This is a genomic window from Pseudoxanthomonas sp. z9, from assembly GCF_006542425.1.
Taxonomy (GTDB): domain Bacteria; phylum Pseudomonadota; class Gammaproteobacteria; order Xanthomonadales; family Xanthomonadaceae; genus Pseudoxanthomonas_A.
The window spans coordinates 286,729-300,377 of the sequence record NZ_VFID01000012.1 but is presented as its reverse complement, the minus strand read 5'-3'; the positions used below and the strand labels follow the sequence as shown (position 1 = coordinate 300,377).

12 protein-coding genes are annotated in these 13,649 nt (G+C 60.8%); 5 read left to right on the top strand and 7 right to left on the bottom strand.

The window, feature by feature from the left end; translation table 11 throughout:
* The first annotated feature begins 47 nt into the window (after positions 1-47).
* Positions 48-1,673 carry an electron transfer flavoprotein-ubiquinone oxidoreductase gene (locus FG323_RS15445; RefSeq protein WP_141455597.1) on the top strand — a complete coding sequence of 542 codons (1,626 nt, stop codon included), beginning with the start codon at positions 48-50 and terminating at the stop codon, positions 1,671-1,673.
* A gap of 90 nt (positions 1,674-1,763) precedes the next feature.
* Here FG323_RS15445 and FG323_RS15440 read toward each other — a convergent pair whose 3' ends face one another.
* The 3 genes from FG323_RS15440 to FG323_RS15430 all read right to left on the bottom strand — a co-directional run bounded on the left by FG323_RS15440 (position 1,764) and on the right by FG323_RS15430 (position 5,605).
* Entirely contained in the window at positions 1,764-4,088 is a 2,325-nt protein-coding gene (locus tag FG323_RS15440) for an FG-GAP-like repeat-containing protein (RefSeq protein WP_141455596.1), read from the bottom strand.
* 144 nt (positions 4,089-4,232) lie between these two features.
* The gene (locus FG323_RS15435; RefSeq protein WP_141455595.1) at positions 4,233-4,865 is read right to left on the bottom strand and encodes a CoA transferase subunit B; all 633 of its coding nucleotides are present in this window, start codon (positions 4,863-4,865) and stop codon (positions 4,233-4,235) included.
* On the bottom strand, positions 4,865-5,605 hold the full coding sequence (locus FG323_RS15430; protein WP_141455594.1) for a CoA transferase subunit A: 741 nt from the start codon (positions 5,603-5,605) through the stop codon (positions 4,865-4,867). The genes FG323_RS15435 and FG323_RS15430 overlap by 1 nt, the downstream gene beginning before the upstream one ends.
* Positions 5,606-5,715: 110 nt before the next feature.
* Between FG323_RS15430 and FG323_RS15425 the strand changes: the two genes are divergently transcribed.
* The 4 genes from FG323_RS15425 (at position 5,716) to wecB (ending at position 9,646) form a co-directional block, all read left to right on the top strand.
* Complete coding sequence (locus FG323_RS15425) at positions 5,716-6,648, top strand: hypothetical protein (protein ID WP_141455593.1); 933 nt, start codon at positions 5,716-5,718, stop codon at positions 6,646-6,648.
* Between the two features lie 76 nt (positions 6,649-6,724).
* Entirely contained in the window at positions 6,725-7,471 is a 747-nt protein-coding gene (locus FG323_RS15420) for an electron transfer flavoprotein subunit beta/FixA family protein (RefSeq protein ID WP_141455592.1), read from the top strand.
* Positions 7,472-7,565: 94 nt separating this feature from the next.
* Positions 7,566-8,504, top strand: a complete 939-nt coding sequence (locus tag FG323_RS15415) for an electron transfer flavoprotein subunit alpha/FixB family protein (RefSeq protein WP_141455591.1) — start codon at positions 7,566-7,568, stop codon at positions 8,502-8,504.
* Between the two features lie 17 nt (positions 8,505-8,521).
* The gene (gene wecB, locus FG323_RS15410; protein WP_141455590.1) at positions 8,522-9,646 is read left to right on the top strand and encodes a UDP-N-acetylglucosamine 2-epimerase (non-hydrolyzing); all 1,125 of its coding nucleotides are present in this window, start codon (positions 8,522-8,524) and stop codon (positions 9,644-9,646) included.
* 26 nt (positions 9,647-9,672) lie between these two features.
* Here wecB and FG323_RS15405 read toward each other — a convergent pair whose 3' ends face one another.
* From FG323_RS15405 to FG323_RS15390, 4 genes are read right to left on the bottom strand one after another with little or no spacing between them, the layout of a single operon-like run.
* Entirely contained in the window at positions 9,673-10,392 is a 720-nt protein-coding gene (locus FG323_RS15405) for a DUF6270 domain-containing protein (RefSeq protein ID WP_220094184.1), read from the bottom strand.
* Positions 10,393-10,421: 29 nt separating this feature from the next.
* Entirely contained in the window at positions 10,422-11,120 is a 699-nt protein-coding gene (locus FG323_RS15400; protein ID WP_181444256.1) for a class I SAM-dependent methyltransferase, read from the bottom strand.
* Between the two features lie 55 nt (positions 11,121-11,175).
* Positions 11,176-11,643, bottom strand: coding sequence for a hypothetical protein (locus tag FG323_RS15395; protein ID WP_141455587.1), 468 nt, complete (start codon positions 11,641-11,643; stop codon positions 11,176-11,178).
* Between the two features lie 44 nt (positions 11,644-11,687).
* Positions 11,688-13,643 (bottom strand): glycosyltransferase, encoded by a 1,956-nt coding sequence (locus FG323_RS15390; protein ID WP_181444255.1) that lies wholly within the window; start codon positions 13,641-13,643, stop codon positions 11,688-11,690.
* Positions 13,644-13,649: the final 6 nt, after the last annotated feature.

Sequence of the window (13,649 nt, the reverse complement as noted above, 5' to 3'; positions counted from 1 at the left end):
CAAACCCCGAAAATAGCCGCAGCCTAACGCCACGAGGAAGCCCAGCCATGTCCGAAGCCGAACGCGATGTCATGGAGTACGACGTCGTCACCGTCGGTGCCGGTCCCGCGGGCCTGGCCTTCGCCATCCGCCTGAAACAGCTGAATCCGGAAATCTCGGTCTGTGTGATCGAGAAGGCCAGCACGGTCGGCGCGCAGATTCTGTCCGGTGCGGTGATCGAACCGGCGCCGCTCGACGCCCTGCTGCCCGGCTGGCGCGACAATCCGCCGCCGGTCTGCGTGCCGGCGAAGGACGACGAGTTCTGGTTCCTCAACAAGACCGGCGGCCGCAAGGCGCCCATCGTCCCGCCCGGCATGCGCAACCACGGCAACTTCATCGTCAGCCTCGGCGCGATGTGCGCCTGGCTGGCGCCGCAGGCCGAGGCGCTGGGCGTTGAAATCTATCCCGGCTTCGCCGCCGCCGAGACCCTGCATGACGAAAGCGGCAAGGTGGTCGGCGTGCGCATCGGCGACATGGGTGTGGCCAAGGATGGTTCGCACAAGCCCGGCTACACCCAGGGCATCGACATCCGCGCCAAGGTCACGGTGCTGGCCGAAGGTGCACGCGGCCACCTGACCAAGCGGCTGGTCAAGCGCTTCGGCCTGGACAAGGACAGCGACCCGCAAGGCTACTCGATTGGCATCAAGGAACTCTGGCAGGTGCCGGAAGGCCGGGTCAGCCCCGGCAAGATCGTGCACACGATGGGCTGGCCGGCGGATGGCAGGATCTACGGCGGCAGCTTCCTCTATCACCTGGACAACAACCAGATCGCCTTGGGCTACGTCAGCGGGCTCGACTACACCGATCCGGAGTACAAGCCGTGGGAGGCCTTCCAGCAGTGGAAGAACCACCCGATGATCAAGCCGCTGCTGGAAGGCGGCAACATCCTGTCCGCGGGCGCTCGCGCCATCGTCACCGGCGGCTGGCAATCGCTGCCCAAGGTGGAGATGCCGGGGGCGCTGCTGATCGGCGACACCGCCGGCCTGCTCAACGTACCCAAGATCAAGGGCACCCACCAGGCGATCCGCAGCGGCATGCTGGCCGCCGAACACCTGGCGGGCAACGGCCTGGAGCCCGCCGGCTTCGACGCCCGCCTGCGCGCCTCAGATGCGATGAAAGAACTGAAGCAGGTCCGCAACATCAAGCCCGGCTTCAAGAAGGGCATGTGGTTCGGCCTGCTCAACGCCGCCTGGGAAACCGCGACCGGCGGACTCTCGCCGTGGACGCTCAAGGTCAAGCCGGACTGGTCGTCGCTGGACAAGATCGGCCAGTATGAGGAACCCCGTCGCGACTACGTCGAGCGCACCCTCGCCCCGCGTGACCGCCTGCAAGGCGTCTACTACGCCGCCACCGAGCACGACGAGGACCAGCCGGTCCACCTGAAGGTCGCCGACACCTCGATCTGCGTCACCCGCTGCGCGGAGGAATACGACAACCCCTGCACCCGCTTCTGTCCCGCAGGCGTCTATGAAATCGTCGACGACACCATGGCGGATGGAAGCAGCGGCAAGCGCCTGCAGATCAACGCCGCCAACTGCGTGCACTGCAAGACCTGTGACATCAAGGACCCCTACGAGATCATCACCTGGGTGACCCCGGAGGGTGGTTCGGGACCGAACTATCAGAATCTATAGAACCGTCGGTTGTCCGGTGGGACATGAGTAAGCAAAAAGAAGCCCCGCAACTGCGGGGCTTCTTCATTCACTGGGCCAAAATGCCAGACTTTACCTGGCAGGCTGCGGCATCCACGCCCGGTCAATTGTGGAAACCGCTTGTTGAGTAGTTGCGTTCGCGGACTTCCAAATGGTGCTATTGCTGGCATTGCGCCAGAGAATGTCGGCATTGCCGTCACCGTCATAGTCACCGATGTCCACAACTTTCCAATACGAAGCAACGGAGCTGACGCTTTGCTGCTGCGTCGCGATTGCACTTCTCCAGATGACGTTACTGCCCGCCGAACTGCTGTTGCGCCACAAAATGTCGGCGTTGCCATCACCGTTGAAATCACCAACGCCAGCCACGAACCAATAGGTCGCGACCGAGGTCACGGCTTGGGTAGAGCTGGAACTGGCGGAACGCCAGATGACATTGGCGCCAGTAGTTGGATTACGCCAGAGAATGTCGGATCGACCGTCTCCGTTGAAATCGGCAATTCCGGCGACCCGCCACACGGCATCCAGCTTACCTACGGCTTGTTGTGACGATGCAACACCTCCCTTCCAGATGGTGTTGTTGCTACCGTTACGCCAGAGAATGTCCGACTTTCCGTCACCGTCAAAATCACCAATGCCGACAACTTTCCAATAAGTCGCGACAGAACTGATCGTCTGTTGGGTTGTTGCGTTCCCACTTTTCCAGATGGCATTTGCACCGGTGGTCAGATTTCGCCACAGGATATCGGCCTTGCCGTCACCGTCAAAATCACCGATACCGACAACCGTCCAAGGAGCATTCAAAGAATAAACATGCTGCTGCGTTGACGAGTTGGCTGTTTTCCAGATGACGTTGCCTGCGGTCGATGAGTTCCGCCAAAGGACGTCCGACCTCCCGTCGCCATCAAAGTCATTGGCCGTACCGCGGAAGGGAACCACCGTCGCCCGGAACTGCGCCACCACCGGAATCGTCTGGTTCAAGCTGCGCGCATTGTCGGCCGAGTTCGCAACTCCACAAGCGCTGGCTGGGGTTCCACAGGTCGTGAGGTTCGGATTGGAGAACAGGCGGTACGGCGTCTGGCCCGCATCACCATAAGCCATGATGGTATAGAAGTTGCCGGCTGTGTTCTTGTATCCGTACGAGTAGGGGTAGCGACCCGACGTGTTGTTGGAATTGGCTTGGTCATGGGCAGAGCCCAGCAGATGGCCAACCTCATGCACCATACTTTCGGGCGCACAGTAATAACTGTTGCCATCCGCGCCCAAATCATCGCCGAAGCTGACCACGCCATAACCCCACTTGGCATCCTGAGCCGGGGTCACGGTCGCACCGTTGGCGCCAATCAACCAGGCAATACCGCATCCCTGGTGCTCAGGCTGCTGGAATCCACGAACCAAAAGCGCGACATCGGCGCCGTACTGATCACGCGCGGTACGCAGCGGGGTCAGTGTTGCAGGAATGGTGACGTTGCTGGCGCCATTGCTGCCGGTGAGTTCATACAGGGCCGTCTGATTTGCGTTGGTGTCCGTATAGGAGACTTCCTGGGCGTTCACTAGTCGCAGATAGCCATTGACCTTGCTGTTGCTGAGGCCTTGGTTCGCGACCTGCAACAGGAAGGTCAGTGCCGTCGTCACGGACTGCTGCTTCAGGGCCGCCTGGTTGCGGAAGCCAGCGGTGTAACCCACCGCCACGTCAATCGTATTGACTCCGGTCGGAGGAGCCGCCATGGCGACAGCGTTCTGCGCAACCTGCGCCTTGGCCGCCAGCGCCTGGCTCATAGCCGTGTCCACTAGGCCACTGGCCTCCGGAATCGCCATGTCGTTATGACCAACGTTCGGTGAACGCACCTTGGTCGGATCCATCTGGACCGCATAGAGGCCGGTACCACGCGTGCGGATGCTGAGCGGTGGTTTGCCGTTGCCCTGCGGAATGGAGGCGAAGACAGCTTCCTCACCGAAGGTGATGATGGCTTCCTGCATGGGATCACCACCTTCCACGCGGCCAACCCAGGTCCAGTTGCCGTCGATGCCCTCGTCGTGGCGTTCGTACTTGAGCTTGACTTCGCTGCCATCCGGCAGGGGTACGGTCATATGGCCGGTCACCACACCCTTGAGCGCGTGTTCCTCGCTCATGCTCACCGGGTAATAGGTGAACGCGCCCTCGCGCTTCACCGGCTTCCCCTGGTTCTGATAGGCCATCAGCGTCCCGCGATCGGGAGCGTTGGCAATCGAATGATGGACATCGCGGCCGGATGGGGTCATCCCCGCCCGGGCCTGTGCCTTCAGTGAATCGCCTCCTGCGGAGCCATGCAGCGCAGCCATCTGGCTGTCGGACTTCTGGCCGCTGCAGGCGGCCAACAAAACTACGGCGGCGCATGCGCCGAGGCGAAACTTCATGCGAACCCTCAATCTGGCTGGTGTTGCCCCTGAATCGGGAAATATAACCCAGCTCGCTGCTTCCCGGCCGTGAAGCCTGATTTCACACGCCGGGAGGGGCGGCACCGTACAGGTTGTCTTAAGCCGCCCCTGCCCCACCCTTTTTCAGGGGGTCCGGATGGGTACGCCGGTCTTGTCCCTGAGTTCGTCAAGGGTGACGCCGTCCGCAGTTTCAACCAGGGCCAGCCCCGCCGGGGTGACGTCGAACACCGCCAGGTCGGTGATGATCCGGTTCACCACCCCCACCCCCGTCAACGGCAGGTCGCACTGGGGCAGGATCTTGTGGCTGCCGTCCTTTGCCACGTGTTCCATCAGTACCACGATGCGCTTGACCCCGGCGACCAGATCCATGGCCCCGCCCATGCCCTTCACCATCTTACCGGGCACCATCCAGTTGGCCAGGTCGCCCCGGTCGGTGACCTGCATGGCACCCAGCACCGCCAGATCGATGTGGCCGCCGCGGATCATGCCGAACGAATCGTGGCTGCCGAAGTAGCTGGCGCCCGCCCGGGCGGTGACGGTCTGCTTGCCGGCGTTGATCAGGTCGGCATCCACCTCGTCCTCGGTCGGGAACGGGCCGATGCCCAGCAGGCCGTTCTCGGATTGCAGCCAGACGTCGATGCCGGCGGGAATGTGGTTGGCGACCAAAGTCGGCAGGCCGATGCCCAGGTTCACGTAGGCGCCATCGGTCAGCTCGCGCGCCGCGCGCTGGGCCATCTCGTCACGGGTCCAGGCCATCACTTGTCTCCTTGGCGCACGGTGCGCTGTTCGATGCGCTTCTCGGGATTCGGGTTGTGGACGATACGGTCCACGTAGATGCCCGGCAGATGGACGTGATCGGGGTCGATCTCGCCGATCTCGACGACCTGCTCGACCTCCGCCACGCAGATTTTTCCGGCCATGGCGCAGGCGGGGTTGAAGTTGCGCGCGGTCTTGCGGAACACCAGGTTGCCGGCCTTGTCGGCCTTCCAGGCCTTGACCAGCGATACGTCGGCCACCAGCGCGGTTTCCATCACGTACCAGTGCTCGCCGAACTGGCGGGTCTCCTTGCCTTCGGCGACCACCGTGCCGTAGCCGGTGCGGGTGAAGAAGGCCGGGATGCCGGCACCGCCGGCGCGCAGCCGTTCGGCCAGCGTGCCCTGCGGGTTGAATTCCAGTTCCAGTTCGCCGGCCAGGTACTGGCGCTCGAATTCCTTGTTCTCGCCCACGTAGGACGAAATCATCTTGCTGATCTGGCGGGTCGCCAACAGTTGCCCCAGGCCGAAGCCATCGACACCGGCATTGTTGGAGATGGCCGTCAGCCCCTTCACCCCGCTGTCCCGCAGCGCGGCGATCAGCGCCTCCGGAATGCCGCACAGGCCGAACCCGCCGACCGCCAGGATCTGGCCGTCCGCCACGATGCCATCCAGTGCCGCGGCGGCGCTGGGAAAGAGTTTCTGCTTGCCCGTCTTGGGGGCCGCGTTCGCGGTTTCGGCCATCGGCATGATCCATCTCGGAAATGTCCGCCATTCTACCCATGCCCCCACGAGGCGACAGGTACTTTCGGGCAATGGCAACATCCCCGCGGCTCTGCCCCTACACTGCCCGCATGACCACGATCGCCCTCGTCACCGCCATCTCGGCCACTGGCCATGATGAAGACCTCCCGCCCCTGCAATCCGCCTGCGAACGCGCCGGGCTGACCGCCCGCGCACTCGCCTGGGACGACGCTTCGGTCGGCTGGGGACGGATGGGCGCGGCGCTCCTGCGTTCTCCATGGGACTACACCGAACGCCTGCCGGAATTCATGGCCTGGTGCGAGCGGACCGCGCACGCAGTACCGCTGCTCAATCCCCTGCCGGTCATCCGCTGGAACACGGACAAGCACTACCTGGCGGATCTGGCGGCCGTCGGCATCCCCGTCGTGCCGACCGAGTTCGTCGAGCCGGATGCCGAACCGATGGAAGCACTGCAACGCTTCCTGGCGGCCCACGATGCGGCGGAGTTCGTGGTGAAGCCGGCGGTCAGCGCCGGCGCCCGCGATACCCAGCGCTACCAGCGTTCCCAGGAGTTCGCCGCGGGCAACCACCTGGCCCGCCTGCTGGATGCCGGCCGCAGCGCCCTGCTCCAGCCCTACCTGCCCGCCGTCGACGCGGACGGGGAGACCGCGCTGATCCATATCGACGGACGTTACAGCCACGCCATCCGCAAGGGCGCGCTGCTCAAGATCGGCGACACATCCCCCCTGGATCCGCACGCCTTCGGCGACATCCGGAACCGGGAGCCGGCCGAGGACGAACGACGCCTGGCCGACCAGGTCCTCGCGGCGGCCTCCCGACTGCTCAAGCTCGAGCAACCCCTGCTGTATGCCCGGATCGATCTATTGCGTGGTGCCGACGGCGCTCCCCGCTTGCTGGAGCTGGAACTGACCGAGCCTTCGCTGTTCTTCGCCCAGGCCCCGGAAGCCGCGGATCGGCTGGCGCAGGCGCTCCTGGCGCGGCTCGCGGACGGTACCGTACGGACTCGCACGGATATCGGCTGACCGCTAGAATCAGCGTTCTGCCCTCGGCCAGCCGCCGCGGCCGGGCCTCTCCGTAGCACTAAGGAATTCCCAGAGGATGAAGATTCTCGTCGCCTACAAGCGCGTGGTGGACTACAACGTCCGCATCCAGGTCAAGCCGGACGGGTCCGGCGTGGTCACCGACGGCGTCAAGCTCTCGGCCAACCCCTTCGATGAAATCGCGTTGGAAGAAGCCCTGCGACTGCGCGACAAGGGCATCGCCACCGAGGTCGTGGTCGCCACCATCGCGCCGGCCGACGCCCAGGCGCACCTGCGCAACGGCCTGGCCATGGGCGCCAACCGCGCCATCCACGTGGTCACCGACCAGCCGATTCAGCCGCTCACCGCCGCGCGCACCCTGCTCAAGCTGATCGAGAAGGAACAGCCGCAGCTGGTCATCCTGGGCAAGCAGGCCATCGACGACGACGCCAACCAGACCGGCCAGATGCTGGCCACCCTGTGGGGCCGTCCGCAAGCGACTTTCGCGTCCAAGCTGGAAATCGGCGGCGACAAGGCCACCGTCACCCGGGAAGTGGACGCCGGCCTGGAAACCCTGGAAGTCGACCTGCCGGCGGTGGTCACCACCGACCTGCGCCTCAACGAACCGCGCTTCATCAAGCTGCCGGACATCATGAAGGCCAAGAGCAAGCCGCTGGAAACCCTGCAACTGGCCGATCTCGGCGTGCAGGCGGCCGATACCTTGAAGACCACCCATTACGCCGCCCCGGCCAAGCGCAGCAAGGGCGTGATGGTCAAGGATGCGGCCGAACTGGTCGCCGCGCTCAAGGCCAAGGGCCTGCTGTAACCCATCGTTCCCTCTTCTTCCGGGAAGAGGGTCGCGGCGATGGCGCGACGCGGAAACGCAGGCGCGCCACCGCCAGAATTCTGGAGATTCCGCTATGTCCAAAGTCCTCGTCATCGCCGAACACCTGGACGGCAAGCTCAACAGCGCCACCGCCAAGACCGTCAGCGCCGCCCAGGCCCTGAAGCCCGACAGCATCGATGTCGTGGTGCTGGCCGCCGATCCGGCCGGCATCGCCGCCGAAGCGGCGCAGGTCGCCGGGGTCGCCCGCGTCCTGACGGTCGCCAATCCCGCCAACGCGAATGCCATCGCCCAGGTGCTGGCTCCGCAGATCGCGCGGTTGGCCGCCGGCTACACCCACGTCTTCGGTCCTTCCACCACCTTCGGCAAGGATCTGATGCCCTGCGTCGCCGCGCTGCTGGGCGTGGCCCAGGTGTCGGACGTGATGAGCGTCGAAGGCAGCCACGTGTTCAAGCGCCCGATCTACGCCGGCAACGCCATCATCACCGTCGAGGCGCCGGCCGACCAGACCGTCGTCGCCACCGTCCGCACCGCTTCCTGGCCGGAAGCCGCCAAGGGCGGCAGCGCCAGCATCGAAGCGGTCACCGCCGAGGCCGCCCTGCCCGCGCACACCCGCTACCTCGGCCTGGCAGCGGGCAAGTCCGACCGCCCGGACCTGCAGAGCGCCAAGCGCGTGGTTTCCGGCGGCCGCGGCGTCGGTTCGGCGGAGAACTTCAGGATCATCTACGACCTGGCCGACAAGCTGGGTGCGGGCGTCGGCGCCTCGCGCGCCGCGGTCGACGCCGGCTATGTCCCGAACGAACTCCAGGTCGGCCAGACCGGCAAGATCATCGCCCCCGAGCTGTATGTGGCCGTCGGCATCTCCGGCGCCATCCAGCATCTGACCGGCATCAAGGACGCCGGCACCATCGTGGCCATCAACAAGGACGCGGAAGCCCCGATTTTCGAGATCGCGGACATCGGGCTGGTGGGGGATTTGTTCAAGTTGCTGCCGGAACTGGAAGCGGCGCTGTGAGCGCGCGGTAAAGCATGATGAAGAAAGTGATGGTGGTGTTCGGCACGAGGCCGGAAGCGATCAAGATGGCGCCCGTGGTACACGCACTCAGGGCTCACCCTCTGTTGCAGCCACAGGTGGTGGTAACTGCGCAACATCGCCAGATGCTTGATCAGGTGCTGGATATCTTCCAGATAGAGCCTGACCAGGATCTCGATATCATGCGCCATGGACAGACTCTGCCGGAGCTAACGGCACGAATCGTCAGTGGCATGTCACCCTTGATCAGCGCCATGGCCCCGGACATTGTCCTGGTCCATGGAGATACCTCGACAACACTATCGACAGCGCTGGCGGCGTTCTACGCCAAGGTTCCAGTTGGCCATGTAGAAGCAGGACTGCGGACCGGGGACATGCATGCCCCCTGGCCAGAGGAAATGAACCGGCGGCTCACTGCGCCGCTAGCCAATCTCCATTTTGCGCCAACTGCCCAATCCCGGGAAAATCTGCTTCGCGAAGGAATTCGCGCTGACAGCGTGCACGTAACGGGCAATACCGTCATCGATGCACTACTAGCCGTTGATTCCCGGCTGCGTACCGAGCCGACACTCTCCGCCCGGATGCAGGAACTATTTCCATTCCTCGACCCCAACCGCAAGCTGCTACTAGTGACGGGGCATCGTCGAGAGAACTTCGGTGATGGCTTCGAACGCATCTGCAAGGCGATCTCGAATCTGGCGGAACGTGATGATCTGCAGATCGTCTATCCCGTGCACCTGAATCCCCACGTCCAGGAGCCTGTAAATCGCCATCTTTCAGGGTCATCAAACATCCATTTGATTGCTCCCCAGGACTATCTTCCATTCGTCTATCTGATGCAGCAATCACATGTAATTCTCACCGACTCCGGTGGTGTCCAGGAAGAAGCACCTTCTTTGGGCAAGCCCGTATTGGTCATGAGAAACACTACCGAACGCCCAGAGGCTGTGGAGGCGGGCACCGTCACGCTAGTCGGGACGGATACGGACAGAATCCATGCGCAGGTATCGCAATTACTCGATGATCCCGCTCGCTACGCTTCCATGTCGCAGGCACACAATCCATACGGGGACGGTCTCTCAGCAACCCGTATAGCGTCGATTATTGCAGATACCCTTCACTAGTGGTTCGCGACATCAGACTCAGCTGATCATTGCCTCTGCGTAATTTTCGCGAGTTCGGCCACCGTGTGGTCGTAATATGTCTGGGTGAAGTGATAAGGAGCCTTGCCCCACCGATGGTTGGGGTCTGCACGCACAACCGACTCCGGATAATCGATGTATCGAAGTGACCAATGCTTCTCCAACGCATCATACAGTCGCGAGAGAATCTCATTGTTATCCTTAATCCAACGGATACTAGAGGCATCGCTGCCATCCTCGAACTTTTCTGCCCAGAACGCTCTGTTTATCACGAGCTTGCTTCGATCGACACTCCCAAGCAAGCGACTCACGCCCGCCAACCAGAGAGTGAGAAACTCTTCAGAATCTGGGGTAAGCAGCACTCTTCCTTCCGACTGGAATCCAGCGTGCTCAAGTTCACCCGACAGACTGAAGCAAGTATTCCCCGCCAGAACGAGCTTGAATCTCTCGTCAATGAAATCCAGCAGCAGGATATCGTGCGGATTCCCCGCTAATAATGTCCCAGTGGTTTTGTCGAGGTCATTGAAAAGCATCCTCCGCTGGAAAGGGCTTTGCAAGGAAGCGACCAAATCCCGTACCTGGACCTCGCTAACTGGATCCAGACCAAAACTAGCCATGGATGTTCGCGCTACGTACTGCCGAATCGCGAATAAATCCTCATTTCCCTCCAACGCGTCCCTGGACACACAGCTCCCTAGGATGAATACGTTGCGTGCTTTGTTATGCATGGATGCTGCAACCTTCGTTGACTACTGCTTCAGCGCTGACGCTCAACAATGAAACAAAACTGCCCGCACACCGTCAGTTTCTGGTAAGCCAACTGCTGCACGCTCCAGCCTGCCTCTTTCGATTTCTGCTCTATTTCCTGGTTCAACGGGGATTCTTCCGCAAACCAACGGTTGAAAGTCGGATCATTGCCTCGATACAAACGGGTAATCAAGGTGATTGCATCGATGCCAGGACGAATCTCACGCAACCTCAGCCCGGCAGCCTCCACCAGTTTCTTGAAACCGAATGGCGTGAAGTTCCAGTAGCTGTACGAGTGATATGGCTCCAGGTGCGATGTTGAACCAGCGAAACAACCATCCACTTTCAGCACGCGCGCTATATCCGAAAGCAATTTCTCAGGATGGCGGACGTGCTCGAAAACCTGACGGCTATAGATCAGATCGACACTGTCACTTTCCACCGGAATGTTAACGCCATCGAACGTGCGAACCTCGCCATCCGTACGCGTTCGCGCTCTTACTTCGGGAGAATCCTCGATATCGACACCAATCCACTTCGCGGTCGGCGCCGACTGACGAAAAATATCCAAAGAGACACCCGTTCCGCATCCGAGATCGACAATGGTCGCGTTCTCGCGAAGTTTCCGACCGAGCGCCCATGCATATTCCGTCGCCTGGAACTGGCGCGCAGTGTCAATCGGCAAGCTGTCTTTGAGTTCATTCCACATCGCGTTCCCCACTCCCGTTGAGCATGCCGACAAACGGCATGCCCAGACCATGATCTCAGTCGTTCCAGACCATGTAGATCGTACCCTTGGCTCCCTCTGACAGAGCAAGACGGCCATCCGCGGGACTGACCGTCACCGTCACGCGACGTTCGGGTCTTGCGTAGTCACCCACGATCTCGGCTCCCCGCGACAAGGTCTTATATCGCCGGTACCCCTTTCCAGCCAGCGACACTTCCAGCGCGCTATCAACTTCGGCGACATCGACATCCATGAACTCGATCACCGCCCGGTGAATGACCTTGCCGTCGACCTGCTCCTGTCCAGTGGACCTGATCTTGTGCGGAAAGGTGAGCTGCAAACCAGCGGGGAGCATCGACGGAGCCGCCGCGCCGGCGGCCGGCACCTGCGGCTGTGTTGCGGCCTGGTTTTCCGCCGTGGCGGCAGCCCCGGTCGATTCCGGATTTTCGGGTGGCTTGCATCCGCTCAACAACAAGGCCCCGAATATCAGCGCATAAATTTTCATCGTATTTTTCCCTGAAAAATTGATAAGGCAGATCACACTCACCGTCAGAAGAGATCTGCAACCTCTCGTCTGAACCTACTCACGAAAGCACTCATTGTGTAGTTTTCACGCAGGAAATTCCTGCCTCTCAGCGCCGCCTCCTTGAACCGCGAGTAGTCCTGATGTTCGACGATATGGGCTTTGATGGCGTCCAAATCGGGGAAAATGGTCTCGGATTGATAAATATACTCGACCCCCCGCCAGTCGAGAAAAACCCCTTGCGCCCCTGCCGCGAATCCATCCGCCGGTGCGATATGAAAGCTCTCCGGGAGTTCACTGTCATCACTGACCGAAAGGACAAAGCCCGTATTGCTAAGTGCGACGGTCAAGTCACTGTATCCCTTCTGATGAACATGACTCGCCAGACAATTTCTCTCGAGATAGTTTTGACATTCCTCAAAATAAGCATCTTCTTCCTGGTTCCGGGTGGTCCAGCTAGTATCGGAGTATGACTTCCCGTAAACGGACAGATTGTAACGGGAGTCCAACTCCACCAATGCCTTCAATAGTTCGAGCGAACGCAGGTATCCCTTACGGGAAGGCAACGTGCCGATAATGGCGAGATTGAATACTCGGGCGGGGTCATCGTTGGATGCATAACTATCTAGGTTGATGTAGTTCGGGACAAGACGGATTTTCTTGCGCGCGTAGCCGAAGCGCTCGATCAACATCTCGAAGTAAAACAGTGATACCGCGATATACAGGTCAACTGCCGCATCGTTCACCCGATTTCCCAGGTCCCGCGCAAGCTCGAAACGATGAGCCCTGACGATTAACTTCTGATCCGGTCGCTTGTTGTTCGAATACCATACCGCGTTTCCGAGAAGCCACTCGCAGAATATTACTTCTGCCCAATCCAGGCACTCCTTGGACCGCGCCAGGTCATGCGTCGCATGTCCGGTCCATTCATCGATTCGAATGCTGAAGTACTCCGAGAGGCCAGGCAGCGCCTTTTCGATGAACTGGAGCCCATACCCTGCTACAAGCAACCGCGGTTTCACCTGCTCCTTGAAAACCGAAAAATCGCCCGCCCTTATCGACTTCACCAGATCCTTCAGGCGCGTACCGTAGTTGAACTTCTCTATAGCCGACCAGTGCTCGTTGATGAAAACGCTAAAATCACCAAAAAGCGACTCATCAATGTCCCAGCGATTGAACTTTATCAACGACAGCAACGCCGTCTGCAATCCTACTTGCAGGCGCATCGATACATAGCTCAATCCGATGGTTTTCAACTTCGCGTCTGCCGATTGCCATACCCGAAGATGATTGCGCAACTCGCGCGCGCCGTACTGCCTGGTGGATGAGGCTATCCGCGTGGCCACCTTGTTATACACAAAGGTAGGATGATCGATGTAGCCAATCCTCTTTGCAGCCAGAAGTACCTCGATCAGGTAGAGCGTGTCCTCCCCCATGCGCAGCACCGGATCCCAGCGGATCCCCTTCGAGACCAGCAAGGATCTGCGTATCAGGCTCGGCACGGTGGTGCTTTGCTGACGAATTATCCCCTCGATGATTGACTTCTTTGGCGTGCCGGCAGAAAAACCCTTAATTCTGTTGGCATCTGTGAATGAACTGCCATCGAATACTCTCAAATACCCGCGCAAGACACAGAGATCCTGATCGATTGCCTGGCGCGTGTGCCGCTCTAACGTATCTGGCAGGATCTCGTCGTCGCAGTCGAGATAGAAGATATATTCGCCTCTGGCGGCATCGACACCCATGTTCCGTGGCTCAGATGGAGAACCGCTGTTGGAGACCCTGCGGATGACCCTCCACCTCGTTCCGTCCACGACCTCCGTTTGCCGCAGAAGGTAGTCGGCCGTCCCATCGCTGGAGCAATCGTCGACAAAAATAACTTCATACTCACCGACCGGCATCGTCTGCTTTCGCAGCGATGCCAAACAGCGCTCTATCTTCCCAATCGCATTGTGGCAGGGGATGATGATGGATACTTTCATTTCGAG